At 69.4% G+C, this 18,314-nt stretch carries 19 protein-coding genes; 10 read left to right on the forward strand and 9 right to left on the reverse strand.

Translation table 11 applies throughout. The features are described from left to right. Window positions 1-6 precede the first annotated feature (6 nt). Window positions 7-534, reverse strand: a complete 528-nt coding sequence (locus BpN12_RS30185; protein ID WP_246795797.1) for an Mpo1 family 2-hydroxy fatty acid dioxygenase — start codon at window positions 532-534, stop codon at window positions 7-9. 77 nt (window positions 535-611) lie between these two features. On the opposite strand from BpN12_RS30185, the gene BpN12_RS30190 reads away from it, so the two are divergent. After that, complete coding sequence (locus BpN12_RS30190; RefSeq protein WP_246795798.1) at window positions 612-1,319, forward strand: Crp/Fnr family transcriptional regulator; 708 nt, start codon at window positions 612-614, stop codon at window positions 1,317-1,319. A 217-nt stretch (window positions 1,320-1,536) separates the two neighbouring features. On the opposite strand, the gene sodB is transcribed toward BpN12_RS30190, so the two are convergent. Further along, the gene (gene sodB / locus BpN12_RS30195) at window positions 1,537-2,115 is read right to left on the reverse strand and encodes a superoxide dismutase (protein ID WP_198251311.1); all 579 of its coding nucleotides are present in this window, start codon (window positions 2,113-2,115) and stop codon (window positions 1,537-1,539) included. 237 nt (window positions 2,116-2,352) lie between these two features. Beyond that, on the reverse strand, window positions 2,353-3,753 hold the full coding sequence (xseA, locus tag BpN12_RS30200) for an exodeoxyribonuclease VII large subunit (protein ID WP_246795799.1): 1,401 nt from the start codon (window positions 3,751-3,753) through the stop codon (window positions 2,353-2,355). A 546-nt stretch (window positions 3,754-4,299) separates the two neighbouring features. Between xseA and lpxK the strand changes: the two genes are divergently transcribed. From lpxK to BpN12_RS30225, 5 genes are all read left to right on the forward strand, one after another. Beyond that, window positions 4,300-5,322 carry a tetraacyldisaccharide 4'-kinase gene (lpxK, locus tag BpN12_RS30205; protein WP_246795800.1) on the forward strand — a complete coding sequence of 341 codons (1,023 nt, stop codon included), beginning with the start codon at window positions 4,300-4,302 and terminating at the stop codon, window positions 5,320-5,322. Beyond that, window positions 5,303-5,509, forward strand: a complete 207-nt coding sequence (locus BpN12_RS30210) for a Trm112 family protein (RefSeq protein WP_015876828.1) — start codon at window positions 5,303-5,305, stop codon at window positions 5,507-5,509. The genes lpxK and BpN12_RS30210 overlap by 20 nt, the downstream gene beginning before the upstream one ends. A gap of 200 nt (window positions 5,510-5,709) precedes the next feature. After that, a complete protein-coding gene (gene kdsB / locus BpN12_RS30215) occupies window positions 5,710-6,501 on the forward strand; it encodes a 3-deoxy-manno-octulosonate cytidylyltransferase (protein ID WP_246795801.1) in 792 nt (263 codons plus the stop codon). Between the two features lie 208 nt (window positions 6,502-6,709). Then, window positions 6,710-7,372 (forward strand): adenylate kinase, encoded by a 663-nt coding sequence (gene adk, locus BpN12_RS30220; RefSeq protein ID WP_246795802.1) that lies wholly within the window; start codon window positions 6,710-6,712, stop codon window positions 7,370-7,372. 188 nt (window positions 7,373-7,560) lie between these two features. Continuing rightward, entirely contained in the window at window positions 7,561-8,319 is a 759-nt protein-coding gene (locus tag BpN12_RS30225) for an SDR family NAD(P)-dependent oxidoreductase (RefSeq protein ID WP_246795803.1), read from the forward strand. Window positions 8,320-8,432: 113 nt separating this feature from the next. Here the strand turns inward: BpN12_RS30225 and BpN12_RS30230 are convergent, their stop codons facing one another. Together BpN12_RS30230 and murJ are read right to left on the reverse strand one after the other, a co-directional pair. Continuing rightward, window positions 8,433-9,272: a SirB1 family protein gene (locus tag BpN12_RS30230; protein WP_246795804.1), complete on the reverse strand. Its 840-nt coding sequence runs from the start codon at window positions 9,270-9,272 to the stop codon at window positions 8,433-8,435. Window positions 9,273-9,280: 8 nt separating this feature from the next. Further along, a complete protein-coding gene (gene murJ, locus BpN12_RS30235; RefSeq protein ID WP_042625837.1) occupies window positions 9,281-10,831 on the reverse strand; it encodes a murein biosynthesis integral membrane protein MurJ in 1,551 nt (516 codons plus the stop codon). A gap of 338 nt (window positions 10,832-11,169) precedes the next feature. Between murJ and rpsT the strand changes: the two genes are divergently transcribed. Then, window positions 11,170-11,445, forward strand: coding sequence for a 30S ribosomal protein S20 (rpsT, locus tag BpN12_RS30240; RefSeq protein WP_013699183.1), 276 nt, complete (start codon window positions 11,170-11,172; stop codon window positions 11,443-11,445). 238 nt (window positions 11,446-11,683) lie between these two features. Here rpsT and BpN12_RS30245 read toward each other — a convergent pair whose 3' ends face one another. Continuing rightward, on the reverse strand, window positions 11,684-12,001 hold the full coding sequence (locus BpN12_RS30245) for a DUF3579 domain-containing protein (RefSeq protein ID WP_042625838.1): 318 nt from the start codon (window positions 11,999-12,001) through the stop codon (window positions 11,684-11,686). A 462-nt stretch (window positions 12,002-12,463) separates the two neighbouring features. Between BpN12_RS30245 and argF the strand changes: the two genes are divergently transcribed. Next, window positions 12,464-13,393 (forward strand): ornithine carbamoyltransferase, encoded by a 930-nt coding sequence (argF, locus tag BpN12_RS30250; RefSeq protein ID WP_246795805.1) that lies wholly within the window; start codon window positions 12,464-12,466, stop codon window positions 13,391-13,393. Window positions 13,394-13,507: 114 nt separating this feature from the next. Here argF and murB read toward each other — a convergent pair whose 3' ends face one another. Then, a complete protein-coding gene (gene murB / locus BpN12_RS30255; protein ID WP_246795806.1) occupies window positions 13,508-14,572 on the reverse strand; it encodes a UDP-N-acetylmuramate dehydrogenase in 1,065 nt (354 codons plus the stop codon). Window positions 14,573-14,754: 182 nt separating this feature from the next. On the opposite strand from murB, the gene BpN12_RS30260 reads away from it, so the two are divergent. Then, window positions 14,755-15,240 carry a YajQ family cyclic di-GMP-binding protein gene (locus BpN12_RS30260; protein ID WP_042625840.1) on the forward strand — a complete coding sequence of 162 codons (486 nt, stop codon included), beginning with the start codon at window positions 14,755-14,757 and terminating at the stop codon, window positions 15,238-15,240. Window positions 15,241-15,309: 69 nt separating this feature from the next. Here BpN12_RS30260 and plsY read toward each other — a convergent pair whose 3' ends face one another. Together plsY and ybaK are read right to left on the reverse strand one after the other, a co-directional pair. Then, the gene (plsY, locus tag BpN12_RS30265; protein WP_246795807.1) at window positions 15,310-15,936 is read right to left on the reverse strand and encodes a glycerol-3-phosphate 1-O-acyltransferase PlsY; all 627 of its coding nucleotides are present in this window, start codon (window positions 15,934-15,936) and stop codon (window positions 15,310-15,312) included. A 104-nt stretch (window positions 15,937-16,040) separates the two neighbouring features. Next, window positions 16,041-16,532: a Cys-tRNA(Pro) deacylase gene (ybaK, locus tag BpN12_RS30270; RefSeq protein WP_246795808.1), complete on the reverse strand. Its 492-nt coding sequence runs from the start codon at window positions 16,530-16,532 to the stop codon at window positions 16,041-16,043. 142 nt (window positions 16,533-16,674) lie between these two features. On the opposite strand from ybaK, the gene BpN12_RS30275 reads away from it, so the two are divergent. Next, entirely contained in the window at window positions 16,675-18,246 is a 1,572-nt protein-coding gene (locus BpN12_RS30275) for a class I adenylate-forming enzyme family protein (protein WP_246795809.1), read from the forward strand. Window positions 18,247-18,314 lie beyond the last annotated feature (68 nt).

Here is an 18,314-nt window from a genome sequence, read left to right on the forward strand (position 1 = left end):
CGTCGCTCAGATTCGCGCGCCGTGCGGCCCGTGACGCTGCGGCCCCGCACGCCGTTCCACTTCATCGCGCACCTCGCGGCGCAGGCCGGCGTAGAACGCCACCTCGGCGACCACGAACAGCGGCCCGATCGCGAGGCCGATCACGTCGTCGACGAACGCGGGCTTGCGCCCCTCGAACGCATGGCCGACGAACTGGATCACCCAGCCGACCAGGAACAGCCCGATGCCCCAGGCGAGCCAGTGCGCGGTGGGCTGCGCCGCGAGCACCTGGCCGGCCCACAGCGTCAGCGCGAGCAGCACGCTCATGGCCGCGCCGAAGCGCAGGTCGAGCCGCAGGTAGTAGATCGCGGTGGCCGCCGCCAGCACCAGCGCCGGGGTCAGCGCGACGCCGGCCGCGTCGCCGGCCGCAGGCCGCGACAGCAGTACGGCGACCGCGACGACGATCATCGGGATGCCGAACAGGTGGGTGACGATGTTGCGCGTATCGCGGTGATACGCGGCGTAGTTCGCGAGTTGATCGACCAGTGTTTTCATCGTGTTTGTCTCCTTTGACGAGCGCTATCATTGCGCGTTGCCCCAGGCCCGCGCTGTCAGCTACCCGACATCCCCCCATGCCCACGCCGTCCGACCTCGATTCGTCGCAACTCGACGCGAACCCCTGGTTCCAGACCCTGCCCGACGCGCTGCGCGCCCGTCTGCTCGCCGCTGCCGCCGTGCAGACGCTCGCGGCCGACGCCACGCTGTTCCGGCGCGGCGACCCGCCCTGCGGCCTCTACGCGGTGCTGTCCGGCGCGCTCAGCATCGGCGCGGTCGATCCCGACGGCCGCGAAGCGTTGCTGACCGTGCTCGAACCCACCACCTGGTTCGGCGAGATCTCGCTGTTCGACGGCCAGCCCTGTACGCACGACGCGATTGCCGTGGAGAACACACGACTTTTGCATTTCACGCAAGCTGCATTGCAACAACTCCTCGACGAGGAGCCGCGCTATTGGCGACATTTCGGGCTCCTGATGGCACAGAAGCTGAGGCTGTCGTTCATGACCGTGGAAGCCATCAGCCTGATGCCGGCCGCGCAGCGGCTGGCCGCGCGGCTGCTGATGATCGCCGAGGGCTACGGCGGCATCAGTACCGGCCACACGCGCATCCGGCTCTCGCAGGAGCGGCTCGCCGCGCTGGCCTCGCTGACGCGGCAGACCACTAACCAGCTGCTGAAGGAGCTGGCCGCGCGCGGCGTGGTGCGCGTGCAGGTGGGGGAAATCGAGATCCTCGACCTCGACGCGCTGCGCGCCGCGAGCGGCGAGATCGGCCGCGCGATCTGAGCCGGCCGCGCGATGCTGCGCGCTCTGGAGGAAACCGTCGAAACGATCGCGGCGATCGTGACGAACCCGGCGCGGCGTCACGGAAAGGCGGGACAACGCGTGGGCGCCGCTGGATACGATTCAGCAGCGACGCGCCGGAAACGACAATGCCCTCGCGAGGAGGGCATTGGCAGGCACGCCGGCCATGCCGGCCGGCGTAACGACGTCGCAGCGGACCTTACGCGAAGTTCTTCGCGGCGAAGTCCCAGTTCACGATGTTCCAGAACGCCTCGACGAACTTCGGACGCGCGTTGCGGTAGTCGATGTAGTAGGCGTGTTCCCACACGTCGATCGTCAGCAGTGCCTTCGCGTCGGTCGTCAGCGGCGTGGCGGCGTTGCTGGTCGAGACCAGGTCGAGCGAGCCGTCGGCCTTCTTCACGAGCCATGCCCAGCCCGAACCGAAGGTGCCGACCGCGGTCTTCGTGAACGCTTCCTTGAACGCGTCGAACGAACCCCACTTGGCGTTGATCGCGTCGCCCAGCGCGCCCGTCGGAGCGCCGCCGCCGTTCGGCGACAGGCTGTTCCAGAAGAACGTGTGGTTCCAGATTTGCGCGGCGTTGTTGAAAATACCGCCCGACGACTTCTTCACGGTCTCTTCGAGCGACAGGTTTTCGAATTCCGTGCCCGGGATCAGGTTGTTCAGGTTCGTCACATACGTTTGATGGTGCTTGCCGTAGTGGAACTGGATCGTTTCCTGCGAGATGTGCGGAGCAAGCGCGTCTTCAGCATAGGGCAGCGGCGGGAGCGTATGAGCCATGACGGATTCCTTTGAAGTGTATGTGTAGGGACTAGGGCCTGCGGAGCGTCCGATTGTAGGCGAGACCGAATAACCCCGCAAACTCGCGGGTATTCGGATCCGCCTGCCTCCGTTCGACCAGCGGCCCCGGCGTGATAACCGATGGAACAACCCATATAAAAATCAGCGCGATGACAGCACGCCCGCCTGATTCAGCATGATTCGGTCCCGCTGCGGCGCGTCCCGTGAAACGCTCGCTCAGAACGTTTCATCGAGACGCGGCTGGACGTCGGCGATCGACACGTCCGCCGTGCCCTCGGCCAGATGCACGGTGAGCCGGCGCTGCGGCGCGAGCGCGCCCGGCGCGCGCACGGCGCGCCCCGTCTGGGTGTCGATCAGCGCCGCGTAGCCGCGCTCCAGCGTGCGCTGCGGGCTCAGCACTTCGAGCCGCGCCGCGTAGCCGGCCACGCGCGCCGCGGCGCGTTCGTGCCGGTGCCGCAGCGCCGTGTCGAGCCGTTGCGACCAGCCGGCGAGCGACTGGCGCGCGGCGGCCGCGTCGGGCCGGGTGCGCTGCCAGCGCAGCATCACCAGCGCGAAGCGCGCCCGCGCATCGCGCGCCGGCCGCGCGCCGGCCGAGCCGAGCCGCAGCGCGAGCTGCTGCAGGTGGGTGCGCTGCCGCGCCAGCCGCTCGGCCGGGCTCACCAGGCGCCGCGCCAGCCAGTCGAGCTGCTGGGCGCGCGCGTCGAGCCCGCGCCGCAGGCCGCGCGCGAGCGCCGCCTGGCGCTCGGCCAGTTCGCGCAGCAGCAGCGCGCGCTGCGGGCTGACCAGTTCGGCCGCGCCGGTCGGCGTCGGCGCGCGCAGGTCGGCGGCGAAATCGGCGATCGTGAAATCGGTCTCGTGGCCGACTCCGCTCACCACCGGCAGTTCGCTCGCGGCGATCGCGCGTGCCAGCGCCTCGTCGTTGAACGACCAGAGATCCTCGATCGAGCCGCCGCCGCGGCAGACGATCAGCACGTCCACCTCGCGCCGCGCGTTGGCCGTCTCGACCATCGCGGTGAGCTTCTCGGCGGCGCCCGCGCCCTGCACCGGCGCCGGATAGACGATCACCGGCACGTGCGGCGCGCGGCGCGCGAGCGTGGTCAGCACGTCGCGCAGCGCGGCGGCCTGCAGCGAGGTGACGATGCCGATCGCGCGCGGATGCGCGGGCAGCGGCCGCTTGCGCTGCGGATCGAACAGCCCCTCGGCCTCGAGCTGCGCCTTGAGCCGCAGGAACGCCTCGAACAGCTTGCCCTGTCCGGTGCGCCGCACCGCCTCGACGTTGAGCTGCAGCTCGCCGCGCGGCTCGTACATGCTGACCAGCGCGCGCACCTCGATGCGGTCGCCCTCGCGCGGCGTGAACGGTGCATGCTGGGCGCGACCGCGGAACATCACGCAGCGCATCTGCGCGTCCTTGTCCTTGATCGAGAAATACCAGTGGCCGCTCGCCGCGCGCGTGAAGTTCGACACCTCGCCCGCGACCCAGCAGAGCGGGAACGAACGCTCGAGCATCGAGCCGATCGCGCGGTTCAGCGCGGAAACGGGTATCACGCCGTCGCCGGTGTCGCCGGCACGGCCGAAAGTGGCACCGCCCGGGCCGGACGGAAAGGAATCGGATGGCATCGCGTAGGGAGGAATGAAGGCGCGCACACGATAGCCCCGTCGCGCCGTGGCGGCAAGCTTCGTGCTTCGCGCCGGCACCCGGCCCGCGCGTCGGCCGCGCCTTCGGGCCGCCCCGAGGCCGGCCCGCGCGCCGATCGGACACGAAGTGTCCACATGCGCCCCGGTCGGCTCGCCGCTTGCGCCAACCCCCTGAAAAACCCGGACAAATCTCAATAACCTATTGATTTAAAACAATATCTTTGTGACATATTGTGTCAAGCCGCCGATCGGACGCCCGCCACGCGGGCGTTTGCGCCGATCCCTCGGGCAGTTTTTCACAGAGTTATCCACAGGCACGACCTCATCTGGCCCCGTGAGAACGCCGCCGCGGCCGTGCGGGCGCGGTCCCGGCCCGACTTGCCGTGCGCGGCGCCGCCGCGCTAGAGTGCCGCCTTTCGAGGGGAATCCGGCGCGCCGTCCCGCCGCGCCGCCCCGGTCCCGGTTGCCCTGGAGAATCCGCTTGATCGATCCGTCGCCCGCCTTGCGCCTCGCCGGCGCCATCGCCCGATGAGCGGCGGCCTGCTCGCACGCGCCGAGGCGCGCATCGCCCGCGAATGGCAGCGGCGCGGCCCGCTCGCCTGGGCGCTCACGCCGCTCGCCGCGCTGTTCGGCGCCTGCGCCGCGCTGCGCCGCGCCGCGTTCGCGGCGGGCTGGAAGGAAACCGTCGATGCCGGCCCGCCGGTCGTGGTGGTCGGCAACGTCACGGTGGGCGGCACCGGCAAGACGCCGACCGTGATCGCGCTGGTCGACGCGCTGCGCGCCAACGGCTTCCACCCCGGCGTGGTCTCGCGCGGCTACGGCGCCGAGATCCGCGAGCCCACCGAGGTCCGCCCCGATTCGCTCGCCTCGCGCGCCGGCGACGAGCCGCTGCTGATCGCGCGCCGCACCCAGGCGCCCGTGATGGTCTGCCCGGACCGCGTGGCCGCGATCCGGGCGCTCGCGGCCGCGCATCCCGAGGTGGACGTGGTGGTCAGCGACGACGGCCTGCAGCATTACCGGATGGCGCGCCGCGTCGAGCTGGTGGTGTTCGACCACCGGCTCGGCGGCAACGGCTTCCTGCTGCCGGCCGGCCCGCTGCGCGAACCGCTCACGCGGCACCGCGATGCCACGCTCGTCAACGATCCGTACAGCCGCGCGCTACCGCCGTGGCCCGACACCTATGCGCTGCGGCTCGCGCCCGGCGACGCCTGGCATCTCGACGAGCCGTCGCGGCGCCGCCCGCTCGCGCAGTTCGCCGGCGCGCGCGTGCTGGCCGCGGCCGGCATCGGCGCGCCCGAGCGCTTCTTCGCGACGCTGCGCGCGGCCGGCCTCGCGCCCGCCACGCGCGCGCTGCCCGACCATTACGCGTTCGCCGACAACCCGTTCGCGAACGACGACGCCGAGGTGATCCTGATCACCGAGAAGGATGCAGTAAAATTGGGCGCTTCCTGGCGCGATGCCCGACTCTGGGTGGTCCCTGTCGAGGCCGCGCTCGATCCCCGCCTTATCGCTCTCGTTGTGGAGAAACTCCGTGGACGCTCGCCTGCTTGAAATCATCGTGTGCCCTATCTGCAAAGGCCCGCTCCACCATGACCGCGCCGCGCAGGAACTGATCTGCCACGCCGACAAGCTCGCCTACCCGATCCGCGACGGCATCCCCGTGATGCTCGTCGACGAGGCGCGCCAGACCGTGGAAGGCACGCCGGTCGATCCGGCCGGCCCCGCCGCCACGCACTGACCGGGGTCGCCGCGCCGGTCCGGCTGGTTTGGCCGTTACCACCGGTGCCGACCGCTCCAGCGGCACCGGTCCCAACCCGGCTCCAAACCGGCTCCACACCGGCGCCAGCCGTCGCGCCCGCCCTTTGCGGCGGGCGCCCCGTCTCCGGCACCCCGCCGGCCTTCCCTTCGATTCCATTCTCGTTCGCCGCCGAAACCCCGATGACCACTCCGTCGCCCTTCATCGCCGTCGTGCCCGCCCGCCTCGCCTCGACACGCCTGCCGAACAAGCCGCTCGCCGACCTCGGCGGCAAGCCGATGGTGGTGCGCGTGGCCGAGCGCGCGCGTGAAGCGGGCGCCGCGCGCGTGCTGGTCGCCTCGGACGCGCAGAGCGTGCTCGACGCCGCGCGGGCGGACGGCTTCGACGCGCTGCTCACGCGCGCTGACCACCCTTCCGGCACCGACCGCCTCGCCGAAGTCGCGACGCTGCTCGAATTGCCGGATGAAACGATCGTCGTGAACGTTCAAGGTGACGAGCCGTTGATCGACCCGACACTAATCCGCGACGTAGCGTCGCACCTAGCCGCCCATCCGGCCTGCGCGATCGCCACTGCCGCGCATCCGATCCACGACGCCGCCGACGTGTTCAACCCGAACGTCGTGAAGGTCGCACTCGACGCGAAAAGCGTCGCGCTGTACTTTTCGCGCGCCCCGATCCCGTGGTCGCGCGATGCCTGGCAGCCGCACTGGCCTGCCGTCGAAGCCATGCCGGAGCCGGCCTTCCCGGTATATCGGCATATCGGGCTGTACGCCTATCGCGCGCGCTTCCTGCGCAGTTACCCGTCGCTCGCGCAGGCGCCGATCGAGCAGGCCGAGCAGCTCGAACAGCTGCGCGCGATGTGGCACGGCGAGCGGATCGCGGTGCTCGTGACCGATGCCGCGCCGGCGCCGGGCGTCGACACGCCGGCCGATCTCGCGCGCGTGCAGGCCCTTTTTCGGTCGCCGCAAAAATAACCCATGGCATAATCGGACGACTGTGCGAGCCGTCAGGCGCCGCCCACGTTGAGTCGCGCTCGCCAGCTCCCTCCGCCGGCCGCCGCGCGGGCTTCACCGCCCGCGCCGCCGTCAGACCGGCCGGAGTTGTGTGGAAGCCGACCTCCGGGCCGCGCGCCGATGCGATCCCCTCGCGCCACACACATTCATGAAACTTGGAGATATCACCATGCGTTTGATCCTGTTGGGCGCTCCCGGCGCCGGCAAGGGCACCCAGGCCACGTTCATCAAGGAAAAGTTCGGGATTCCGCAGATCTCGACGGGCGACATGCTGCGCGCGGCCGTGAAGGCCGGCACGCCGCTCGGCGTCGAGGCCAAGGGCTACATGGACGAGGGCAAGCTGGTGCCGGATTCGCTGATCATCGGCCTCGTGAAGGAACGCCTGAAGGAAGCGGACTGCGCCAACGGCTATCTGTTCGACGGCTTCCCGCGCACCATCGCGCAGGCCGACGCGATGAAGGACGCCGGCGTCGCGATCGACTACGTGCTCGAGATCGACGTGCCGTTCTCGGCGATCATCGATCGCATCAGCGGCCGCCGCACCCATCCGGCCTCGGGCCGCACCTATCACGTCACGTTCAACCCGCCGAAGGTCGAGGGCAAGGACGACGTGACGGGCGAGCCGCTGATCCAGCGCGACGACGACAAGGAAGACACGGTGAAGAAGCGCCTCGACGTCTACGAGGCACAGACCAAGCCGCTTATCTCGTATTACGGCGACTGGGCCGCGCGCGGTGCCGAAAACGGCCTGCAGGCGCCCGCCTATCGCAAGATCTCGGGCCTCGGCACGGTCGACGAAATCCGTCAGCGCGCGTTCGACGCACTGAAGTAAACGCCGGCCGCGGGCACGACGCCCGCCCGACGCGCCACGCCGCTCTCCGGGGCGGCTTTTTTTCGTCCACCCAAAAATCGCACGAACGTTCGCTTCACACCACCGCCACGCGCGGTTTCGTACAATCGACCGGCAATGGATCGCGCCGGCCGATCACGGCGGCGGATCCCGACAACCAAGGAGCGAAGATGGAATTACGCGGCAACGTCTTTCTGATCACGGGCGGCGCATCGGGCCTCGGCGCCGGCACGGCGCGCATGCTCGCCGGCGCGGGCGCGAAGGTGGTGCTCGCGGACCTGAACCGCGAGGCGGGCGAGGCGCTCGCCGGCGAACTCGGCGGGCGCTTCGTCAGTTGCGACGTCGCGCGCGAGGCCGATGCTCAGGCCGCCGTCGAAGCGGCCACCGGGCTCGGCACGCTGCGCGGCCTCGTCAACTGCGCCGGCATCGCGCCGGCCGCGAAGACGGTCGGCAAGGACGGTCCGCATTCGCTCGACCTGTTCGCGAAGGTCGTATCGATCAACCTGGTCGGCAGCTTCAACATGGCGCGCCTGGCCGCGGCCGCGATGGCCGCGAACGCGCCGGTCGAGACCGGCGAGCGCGGCGTGATCGTCAACACCGCGTCGGTGGCCGCGTTCGACGGCCAGATCGGCCAGGCCGCCTATGCCGCCTCGAAGGCCGGCGTGGCCGGCATGACGCTGCCGCTCGCGCGCGACCTGTCGCGCAGCGCGATCCGCGTCATGACGATCGCGCCCGGCATCTTCGAGACGCCGATGCTGCTCGGCATGCCGCAGGAGGTGCAGGACGCGCTCGGCGCGATGGTGCCGTTCCCGCCGCGGCTCGGCAAGCCCGACGAGTACGCGATGCTGGTGCGCCAGATCCTCGAGAACCCGATGTTGAACGGCGAGGTGATCCGCCTCGACGGCGCGATCCGCATGCAGCCGAAATGAACGCCGGCGCGGCCCGCAAGCCGCGCGCCGATGCGACGACGCCCGCGGCCCCGGTGATGCAGTGCGCGGGCGTCGTCGTTTGAATCGGCTGGTGTCGGCCGGCGGCGCAGGCGTCAGTCGTCGCCGCGCTGCATGCGCTGTCGCAGTTCGGTCAGCTGCGCCTCGACGATGGTCGCATCGACCGCCTCGGGGCAGTCGTCGAGATACGACTCGAGATCCTCGAGCGCCGGGCGCAGGTAGTCGAGCCGCGCATAGGCGAAGCCGCGGTCGCGCACCTCGTCGGGCTGCCCGGGCAGCAGGATCACGAGCCGCTGCTGCACCGCCAGCAGCCGCTGCCAGCGCTCGGTCTGCAGGTAGATCGACTTCAGGTTGTTGAGCATGCGCGCGAGCACCTCGCGACTCGTCGCCGGCTGCAGCAGCGCGCGCAGCGTGCTCGACATGGTTTCCTCGGGATGCGCCACATACGGCTCCAGCATGTCGACCAGATCGGCCTCCGACAGCGAGCGCCCGGTGGTCGGGTCGATCATCGCGTCGCCGTCGGCCAGCGTCGCGCGCAGCAGGAAGTGGCCCGGGAACGACACGCCGCGCACCGCCAGCCCGAGTTGGCCCGCGAGTTCCAGATAGAGCACCGCGAGCGAGATCGGGATGCCGCGGCGGCGCTTGAGCACCATGTTCAGGTAGCTGTTGTCGGGATCGTAGTAATCGTTGTGATTGCAGGCGAAGCCGAGTTCGCGGAAGAAATAGTCGTTGAGCGCGTCCACCATCGCGCGCGCCGGCAGGTCGGCCCGCACGCGCCGGCGAAAGCGCACGACGAGCGCGTCGAGCTCGGCGAGCGCCGCCTGCATGTCGAGGTCGGGATAGGCATCCTGGGCGAGCGAGAGCGCCGCCTCGGTCAGGGGCAGGCTGTCATCCTCGGCGACGAGGGCGCTGAAGAAATCGAGAACGCGGGTCATGGTGGTCGTCATTTGGCGCGGCGGCGGAAATACGCGTATTTGAATCCCATCAACCACAACATACCGAAATATAGTGCGGCGAACAGGATCAGGCTGGCGGCCGTCAGCGCGATGCGCGCGAGCGGCTGCGCGCGCAGCCCGGTCCAGTCGAAATTGATCGCGAACCAGTGGATCGTGCCGGCGAGCACCAGCGAGGCGCCCGTCAGCTGGGCGAAGAAGCGCGGCCAGCCCGGCGACGGCCGGTAGATGCCGCGCCGGCGCAGCCCGAGGAACAGCAGCAGCGAATTCAGCGATGCGCCCACGCCGATGCTGAGCGTGAGGCCGGCCGTGCCGAGCAGCGGCACGAACACGTAGTTCGACAGCTGGGTGACGATCAGCACGCCGATCGCGATCTTCACCGGGGTCTTGATGTCCTGCTTGGCATAGAAGCCCGGTGCGAGGATCTTGATCAGGATGATGCCGATCAGGCCGACGCCGTAGGCGGCCAGCGCGCGCGAGACCATCTGCACCGTGTGCGCGTCGAACTTGCCGTAATTGAACAGCGTGGCCGTGAGCGGCGTGGCGAAGAACAGCAGCCCGAGCGCGCTCGGCACCGCGAGCAGGAAGGTCACGCGCAGGCCCCAGTCGAGCAGCGCCGAATACTCGGTCGAATCCTCGTCGACGTGCGCCTTCGACAGGCTCGGCAGCAGGATCGTGCCGAGCGCGACGCCGAGCAGCGCGGTGGGAAACTCCATTAGCCGGTCGGCATAGTTGATCCACGACACGGCGCCCTGCCCGAGCCGCGACGCGATGTTCGTATTGATGATCAGCGAGAGCTGCGCGACCGAGACGGCGAAGGTGGCCGGCACCATCTTCGCAAGCACGCGCTTGACGCCCGGGTGCGCGAGCGCGCGCAGCGGATTGAGCCCGATGCGCGGCATCATGTCGATGCGCTTGAGCCCCGGCCACTGCACCACGAACTGCAGCAGGCCGCCGACGATCACGGCCCAGGCCAGCGCGTAGACCGGCATCTTCAGGTGCGGCGCGACGAACGCCGCGGCCACGATGAACGCAACGTTCAGCAGCACCGGCGCGAACGCCGGCAGCGAGAAGTTCTTGTAGGTGTTCAGCACGCCCGAGGCGAGCGTGGTCAGCGAGATGAAGATGATGTACGGGAACATGATCCGCGTCATCGTGACCGCGAGCGGATAGGCATGGCCGTCGTTGCTCAAGCCCGAGGCGACCGCGTAGACCACCCACGACGCACCGGCCACGCCCACCACCGAGAGCAGCGCAAGTGCCCAGGCGAGCACGGTCGACATCGCGTCGACGAGCGCCTTGGTGGCGTCGTGGCCCTGCTGGTTCTTGAACTCGGCGAGGATCGGCACGAATGCCTGCGAAAACGCGCCCTCGGCCGACAGCCGGCGCAGCAGGTTCGGGATCCGGAAGGCGACGTAGAACGCGTCGGTGTATTGACTGGCGCCGAACGCACGGGCGATCAGCGTTTCGCGGGCCAGACCGGTCACGCGCGACAACAGCGTGAAGCCGCTGACCGTCAGCAGGGCTCGGAATAGATTCATGGGGCGCCTATTATACGGAAGCCCCGTTGCGGTCCGCCCCTTCGGCGGAAAAAGGCGCCGGACGCGCCCCGCGCGGGGCTCCGGCCGCCGCCGGCATGAAATGGCACGAGGCAGGACCGGCCGATATCGCCGAGCTTGTCACTGCCTTGATTTTGTTGCTATAATCGCCCGTTTCTGAGTCTGCATTCGCGCTGCGGTGATCATCGAGCACGTTGCCGACCTCGGTGAAACCAATGTTTTTTTGCGCCCCGGGCAATCGCTCTCGAGGGTCGGATCGAAAAGCAGCGCTTGGCCGTCAGGCTCCAAGCTCTGGGAACAGGACAGGATAAGGAACCGTCATGGCTAATTCCGCACAAGCACGCAAGCGCGCCCGCCAGGCAGCGAAGGCTAACTCGCACAACTCGGCGCTGCGCTCGAAATTCCGTACCGCAATCAAGGCGGTTCGCAAGGCGATCGACGCCGGCGATCAAGCCAAGGCTGCCGAGCTGTACAAGGCCGCCACGAAGACGATCGACACGATCGCCGACAAGAAGATCGTTCACAAGAACAAGGCCGCTCGCCACAAGAGCCGCCTGTCGGCAGCGGTCAAGGGCCTGCAGGCCGCCGCGCAGTAACTCGAATCCGGTGTGCCCGCCTCGCGCGGGCCCCTGTTTCCCGCGATCGCGAAAAGCCCGCTTCGGCGGGCTTTTTGTCGTGCCTGCAGGACTTGCCGCCAGCCGCAGCGCATGCGCGACGCCGACATGACGTTAACCTGGCCGCCAGGCTGCGCACCGGCGCGCACCGGCGATAACGGGGGAAGGGAATCGTGATGACGCTGGCGGCGGCCTTGCCGGTGCGCCCGCGCGGGTCCGCTCAGGGATGCTTGCCCAGATGCAACTCGCAGGCCTCGGTGACGACGAGGTTGTTGTCGCGCGCGAAGTTCATCACGAAATCGAAGGCCATCGGCTCGAGATCGCGCAGGCGCGTGTCGACGATCACGCACTTGATGCCGCTGACGATCGTCGGCCGCACGTACAGCGAATATTTCATGTACGCATTGCGGCCGCTCGCGCCCGGTCCGAACTGGGCCATCACGCCGGCAAGCCGTTCCGACCAGTCGCTCGGACGAAACGTCTTTCCTTCTTTCGTGATGCCTTGAATGAAGAATTCGGTCGGGGGAGTTTCTGCCATGAAGGGTCCCAGTTGATGGGCCGACGGCATGACGCTGCCGCGGCGGAAACGGGGAACGGCCGCTTGCGATGCCGGCTGCGTGGCGCGTTGCCGCCGCCCTCGCCGGGCGCTGCCCGCAAGCACACCGGTGTACGCAGCCGCGCATGAGCGCGGGCGCCGCCCGTATCCGGCAGCGCGATCTGCCGGGCTTCGGAAAACCGCGAAATTATACCGCACCGCCGCATCCAGCGGCGCCACGATGCCGGTGCCGGACCGATTCGCGTGCCACCGCCTGCCCGCCCGTCACCCTGATTCGCGCGGCCAAGGACACGGCGCCGGCCGCTGCGCCACGAGCTGGCGCGCCGGGGCGGCCCGGCTCGTCAAAGCCGGCAAAATCCTTTATGCTCGACCGGATTACCACACCCCGACGGCCGGCGCCGTCCGGCGCGCGAGCGCTGGTTGCCTCCCGCCGCGTCTCGTTTCATGACCGCCAAAACCATTCGTCACTACCTGCAGTTCAAGGATTTCTCGCTGGAAGACTACGAGTACGTGCTCGAACGCACGGGTATCCTGAAGCGCAAGTTCAAGAACTACGAAACCTACCATCCGCTGCACGACCGCACGCTCGCGATGATCTTCGAGAAGAACTCGACGCGCACGCGGCTCTCGTTCGAAGCCGGCATCTTCCAGCTCGGCGGCCACGCGGTGTTCATGAGCACGCGCGATACGCAGCTCGGCCGCGGCGAGCCGGTGGAGGATTCGGCGCAGGTGATCTCGCGGATGGTCGACATCATCATGATCCGCACCTTCGAGCAGGAGATCATCCAGCGCTTCGCCGACAATTCGCGCGTGCCGGTGATCAACGGCCTGACCAACGAGTTCCATCCGTGCCAGGTGCTGGCGGACATCTTCACCTACTACGAACACCGCGGCCCGATCCGCGGCAAGACGGTGGCCTGGGTCGGCGACGCCAACAACATGCTCTACACCTGGATCCAGGCCGCGCAGATCCTCGGCTTCAAGCTGCGCCTGTCCACGCCACCCGGCTACGCGCTCGACATGACGCTCGTCGACGCCGACGCCGCCTCGGCCTACGAGGTGGTCGAGGATCCGAACGAAGCCTGCCGCGGCGCCGATCTCGTCACGACCGACGTCTGGACCAGCATGGGCTTCGAGGCCGAGAACGAGGTGCGCAAGCAGGCCTTCGCCGACTGGTGCGTCGACGAGGAGATGATGGCCGGCGCGAGCCCCGACGCGCTCTTCATGCATTGCCTGCCCGCCCATCGCGGCGAGGAAGTGTCGGCCGGCGTGATCGACGGCCCGCAGAGCGTGGTCTGGGACGAGGCGGAAAACCGCCTGCACGTGCAGAAGGCGCTGATGGAATTCCTGCTGCTCGGCAAGCTCAATCACTGAGCGCCGCACCGCAGCAAGGATGGACGAAGCCCCGCCGAGGCGGGGCTTTTTCATGGACGCGCGGGTTAGCGGGTTAATGCAGCCCGGATTGGCGCGGGCGGCCCGCGGCGCGTCTCAGATCGCGACCGGCTCGGCCTCGAGCCGCACGCCGAAGCGCGCCTCCACGTCGTCCTGGATCGCACGCGCGAGCGCGAGCACGTCCGCCCCCGTCGCGCCGCCGCGATTCACCAGCACCAGCGCCTGGCGATCGTGGACCGCCGCCGTGCCGAGCGCGCGTCCCTTCCAGCCGCAGCGGTCGATCAGCCAGCCGGCCGCGAGCTTGACGCGCCCGTCGGGCTGCGGATACGAGACCAGCTCGGGCTCGCGTTCGCGCAGCGCCGCGCACTGCGCCGCGTCGATCACCGGATTCTTGAAGAAACTGCCGGCGTTGCCGAGTTCGCGCGGATCGGGCAGTTTCGCGCGCCGGATCGCGACCACCGCGTCGAACACGTCGCGCGGCGTCGCGGCGGCCGGCTCGATGCCGCGTGCCGCGAACTCGCGCGCGACATCGGCGTAGTTGGTGCGCGGCGCCCAGCGCTTCGGCAACCGGAACGTGACCGACACGATCGCGAAACGCTCGCGCGCCTCGCGCTTGAACACGCTGTCGCGATAGCCGAACGCGCAGGCCGCGGCGTCGAACGCCACCAGCTCGCCGCTGGCCAGCTCGACGGCCGTCAGCGCGGCAAAGCGCTCGCGCATCTCGATGCCGTAGGCGCCGATGTTCTGGATCGGCGCGGCGCCGACCGTGCCGGGAATCAGCGCGAGATTCTCGAGCCCCGGCATGCCGGCCGCGAGCGTCCAGTCGACGAACGCGTGCCAGTTCTCGCCGCCGCCCGCCTCCACGTACCAGGCCTCGTCGTCCTCGCGCACCAGCGCGCGACCACGCACGTCGTTGATCAGCACCAGCGCGTCCACGTCGCCGGTGAATACCACGTTGCTGCCGCCGCCGAGCACCCGCACCGGCAGCCCGGCCACGCGCGGGTCGCGCGCCGCGGCGGCGAACCCGGCCGGCGTGCCGACCGTCGCCGCGAAGCGCGCGCGCACGTCGAAGCCGAACGTGTTGTGCTCGCGCAGCGGGTAATCGGGACGCAATACCGGGGTGTCGGCGGGCAGCGGCAGCAGGGCGGGATCGGGCGGCATCGGGGCTTCGGACATCGGCGGCGGGCAGGGAACGGCGCGCGGTTCGCGCAAACCGCGCCGGGGTGACGGGCGAGCGGCCTTGGGCAAACGCGGGGGCATCGGTAAAATGGCGGTCGGTCCGCAATTATAGCGAGTGAGCGCGCCCGCTTCGCGCGGGGCGCGCGTTTTACAGGGAGAATCGCATGCCATCGTTCGACGTCGTTTCCGAAGCGAACATGATTGAAGTGAAAAACGCCATCGAGCAGTCGAACAAGGAAATTTCGACGCGCTTCGACTTCAAGGGCTCCGACTCGCGCGTCGAGCACAAGGAGCAGGAACTGACGATGTTTGCCGACGACGACTTCAAGCTCGGCCAGGTGAAGGACGTGCTGATCGGCAAGATGGCCAAGCGCGGCGTCGACGTGCGTTTCCTCGACTACGGCAAGGTCGAGAAGATCGGCGGCGACAAGCTCAAGCAGGTCGTCACGATCAAGAAGGGCGTGACGGGCGATCTGGCCAAGCGCGTCGTGCGCACCGTGAAGGACAGCAAGATCAAGGTGCAGGCCAGCATCCAGGGCGACGCCGTGCGCGTATCGGGCACCAAGCGCGACGACCTGCAAAGCGTGATCGCGCTGCTGCGCAAGGAAATCTCCGACACGCCGCTCGACTTCAACAACTTCCGCGACTGATCGCGACGCGGCGCCGGCGATGCTCGCCGGCGTGCCGCGTGTCTTATATCCTGTCCCCCCGCCGCCAGCTCACTCGGCGCGCGGCGCCTCCGCGGCTTTCTTCTTGTCGCCGATCCGGCTTTCCTGTCCCTTCAGCAGCTTCGAGATATTGCCGCGGTGCCGCCAGACCAGCAGCACGCTCATCGCCAGCACGGCCCAGGCGACCGGGTTGTCGTGCGTGCCGAACAGGTAGACGTCGAACAGCGGCGCGAACACGGCGGCCACCAGCGCGGCGAACGACGAGTAGCGGAAGCAGAACGCGATCACGAGCCAGGTCAGGAGCGTCGCGATGCCGAGCGCGGGCGAGATCGCGAGCAGCACGCCGGCCGCCGTCGCCACGCCCTTGCCGCCCTGGAAGCGGAAGAACACCGGATACAGGTGGCCGAGGAACACGGCGATCGCGGCCAGCGCGATGCCGGTCTCGCCGCCGATCCCGAAGTGCCGCACCAGCCAGACGGCCAGCCAGCCCTTGAACGCGTCGCCGAGCAGCGTCAGGATCGCGGCCTTGCGGTTGCCGCTGCGCAGCACGTTGGTCGCGCCGGGGTTCTTCGAGCCATACGAGCGGGGATCGGCGAGGCCCATCAACGCGCTGACGACGACGGCGAACGACACCGAGCCGATCAGGTAGGCAGCGACGGTAGCGATCAGAATCTGCATGGGAGCGTAATTTCGACGAATGAATGAGGAAGCGGCGCCGTCTGCCGGGCCGCGGCGGCGCCCATTCTACCGAAGCGCGCCGGCCGGGGTCGCCGGTGAAACCCTCAGTCGACGCTCGCGCACTGCACCGGCGTCGCGCCGAGCACCGTGGTCAGCACCGCCGGCGCGAGGCTCACGAGGTAGCCGCGCCGGCCGCCGTTGACGAAGATCGAGGGCAGGTCGAGCACGCTCGCCTCGACGTAGACGGGCATCGCCTTCTTCGTGCCGAACGGCGAGGTGCCGCCGACGAGGTAGCCGGAATGGCGGTTGGCGACCTCGGGCCTGCACGGCTCGACGCGCTTGGCCCCGATCTGCCGCGCCAGGTTCTTGGTCGACACGGTACGGTCGCCGTGCATCAGGATCACCAGCGGCTTGGCGTGCTCGTCCTCCATCACCAGCGTCTTGACCACGGCGTGCTCGTCCACGCCGAGCTGGCGCGCCGATTCGCCGGTGCCGCCATGCTCGACGTAATCGTAGGTGTGTTCGCCGAAGGCGATGCCGTGGCGGCGCAACCATTGCGTCGCCGGCGTCTCGGATACATGTCGGGATTTGCTCATGCGCGCATTTTAATTGCGGGCGCCGCGAAGCACTATTGTCCGTTCGGCCGATTGCGGCGCCCGGGGTGGGCATGGCACGATCGGCACGTTTTCCTGCGAAAGGCCGCGCCCATCCCGTGCCGGCCTCGTTTCCGGAGCCCCGATGCCCCTTTCACCGCCCTCCCCGAGCCTCGACGTCGCGGCGCTGCTCGCCGCGCTACCCGAGCGGATCACCGAGATCCCCGCGCGGGTCGCGGCACGCCTGCCCGACCACCCGGCGCTCGTCGAGGATGCACGCCGGCTCAGCTACCGGCAGCTCGTGGCGGCCATCGGCGCGACGGCCGGCCAGCTGCGCGCGCTCGGCGTGCGCGGCGGCGATCGCGTGATGCTCGTCGCCGAGAACAGCATCGCGCAGATCGTGCTGCTGTTCGCGGCCGCCTCGCTCGACGCCTGGGCGTTCCTCGCGAACGCGCGGCTGTCGGCGGCCGAACTCGACGCGATCGCCGCGCACGCGCGGCCGCGCGCGATCGCGTTCGTCACCGCCACCTCGGCCGACGCGGCCGCCCACGCGGCGCGCCACCACGCGCTGCCCGCCGCCACGGGCGAGCCCGACATCGGTACCTGGGCCGTCGCGCTCGATCCCGGCGCCGCCGCCGAGCCGGTCGAATCCGATGCGGCCCGGCAGTGCGCGGCGCTGATCTACACCACCGGCACCACCGGCACGCCGAAGGGCGTGATGCTGTCGCACCGCAACCTGCTGTTCGTCGCCGCGATGTCGAGCACGCTGCGGCGCGTGAGTGCCGACGACGTCGTCTATACGGTGCTGCCGGTATCGCACGTCTACGGGCTGACCTCGGTCTGCCTCGGCAGCCTCTACGCCGGCGCCACGCTGCGGCTGGTGCAGCGCTTCACGCCCGAGGCCGCGCGCCGCGCGCTCGCCGACGAACGCGTGACGATCTTCCAGGGGGTGCCGGCGATGCACGCGAAGCTGCTCGACCATCTGCAGGCGCAGGGCCACGCGTGGCATGCGCCGCATCTGCGCTTCATCTATTCGGGCGGCTCGCCGCTCGACGCCGACCTGAAGGCGCGCGTCGAGCGTATCTACGGCCTGCCGATGCACAACGGCTACGGCATGACCGAGAGCAGCCCGACCGTCACGCAGACCTCGCTCGACGCGCCGCGCGCCGACTGCTCGGTCGGCACGCCGATTCCCGGCATCGAGGTGCGCCTGGCCGGCGTGGACGGCCGCGACGCGGCGCCCGGCGAGGTCGGCGAGATCCTCGTGCGCGGGCCGAACGTGATGCTCGGCTATTACCGCAACCCGGAAGCGACGCGCGCGGCGGTGACGGCCGACGGCTGGCTGAAGACGGGCGACCTCGCGAGCGCCGCTGGCGACGGCGCGCTGACCATCGCCGGCCGCAGCAAGGAACTGATCATCCGTTCGGGGTTCAACGTCTATCCGGCCGAGGTCGAGCATGTGCTCAACGCGCATCCGGCGGTCGTGCAGTCGGCCGTGATCGGCCGGCCGGTGGCGGACAACGAGGAAGTGATGGCCTTCGTCGAGCTGACGCCGGGCGCGGCCCTCGCGCGCGACGAACTCGAGGCCTGGTGCGCGGCGCGGCTGGCGCCGTACAAGCGGCCCGCGCGCATCGTCGCCGTCGATGCGCTGCCGGCCGCCTCGACGGGCAAGGTGCTCAAGCATCGGCTGCGCGAGCATCCTGCCTATGGCCGGTGACGCGGCGTGGCGCTCGCGGAGCGCCGGGCTGTACCGTGCGTGATTCGATGCCGCGATCCCGTGCCGTG

This window comes from Burkholderia perseverans, from assembly GCF_022870505.1.
Classification (GTDB): domain Bacteria; phylum Pseudomonadota; class Gammaproteobacteria; order Burkholderiales; family Burkholderiaceae; genus Burkholderia; species Burkholderia plantarii.

Bases quoted from the DNA above. Each gene is read 5' to 3' on its own strand.
- xseA (WP_246795799.1), bottom strand. From the start codon at position 3,753: ATGCCATCCGATTCCTTTCCGTCCGGCCCGGGCGGTGCCACTTTCGGC.
- BpN12_RS30275 (WP_246795809.1), top strand. From the start codon at position 16,675: ATGCCCCTTTCACCGCCCTCCCCGAGCCTCGACGTCGCGGCGCTGCTC.
- sodB (WP_198251311.1), bottom strand. From the start codon at position 2,115: ATGGCTCATACGCTCCCGCCGCTGCCCTATGCTGAAGACGCGCTTGCT.
- adk (WP_246795802.1), top strand. From the start codon at position 6,710: ATGCGTTTGATCCTGTTGGGCGCTCCCGGCGCCGGCAAGGGCACCCAG.
- rpsT (WP_013699183.1), top strand. From the start codon at position 11,170: ATGGCTAATTCCGCACAAGCACGCAAGCGCGCCCGCCAGGCAGCGAAG.
- BpN12_RS30185 (WP_246795797.1), bottom strand. From the start codon at position 534: ATGAAAACACTGGTCGATCAACTCGCGAACTACGCCGCGTATCACCGC.
- BpN12_RS30225 (WP_246795803.1), top strand. From the start codon at position 7,561: ATGGAATTACGCGGCAACGTCTTTCTGATCACGGGCGGCGCATCGGGC.
- BpN12_RS30260 (WP_042625840.1), top strand. From the start codon at position 14,755: ATGCCATCGTTCGACGTCGTTTCCGAAGCGAACATGATTGAAGTGAAA.
- murJ (WP_042625837.1), bottom strand. From the start codon at position 10,831: ATGAATCTATTCCGAGCCCTGCTGACGGTCAGCGGCTTCACGCTGTTG.
- plsY (WP_246795807.1), bottom strand. From the start codon at position 15,936: ATGCAGATTCTGATCGCTACCGTCGCTGCCTACCTGATCGGCTCGGTG.
- BpN12_RS30230 (WP_246795804.1), bottom strand. From the start codon at position 9,272: ATGACCCGCGTTCTCGATTTCTTCAGCGCCCTCGTCGCCGAGGATGAC.
- murB (WP_246795806.1), bottom strand. From the start codon at position 14,572: ATGCCGCCCGATCCCGCCCTGCTGCCGCTGCCCGCCGACACCCCGGTA.
- kdsB (WP_246795801.1), top strand. From the start codon at position 5,710: ATGACCACTCCGTCGCCCTTCATCGCCGTCGTGCCCGCCCGCCTCGCC.
- argF (WP_246795805.1), top strand. From the start codon at position 12,464: ATGACCGCCAAAACCATTCGTCACTACCTGCAGTTCAAGGATTTCTCG.
- ybaK (WP_246795808.1), bottom strand. From the start codon at position 16,532: ATGAGCAAATCCCGACATGTATCCGAGACGCCGGCGACGCAATGGTTG.
- BpN12_RS30190 (WP_246795798.1), top strand. From the start codon at position 612: ATGCCCACGCCGTCCGACCTCGATTCGTCGCAACTCGACGCGAACCCC.
- lpxK (WP_246795800.1), top strand. From the start codon at position 4,300: ATGAGCGGCGGCCTGCTCGCACGCGCCGAGGCGCGCATCGCCCGCGAA.
- BpN12_RS30245 (WP_042625838.1), bottom strand. From the start codon at position 12,001: ATGGCAGAAACTCCCCCGACCGAATTCTTCATTCAAGGCATCACGAAA.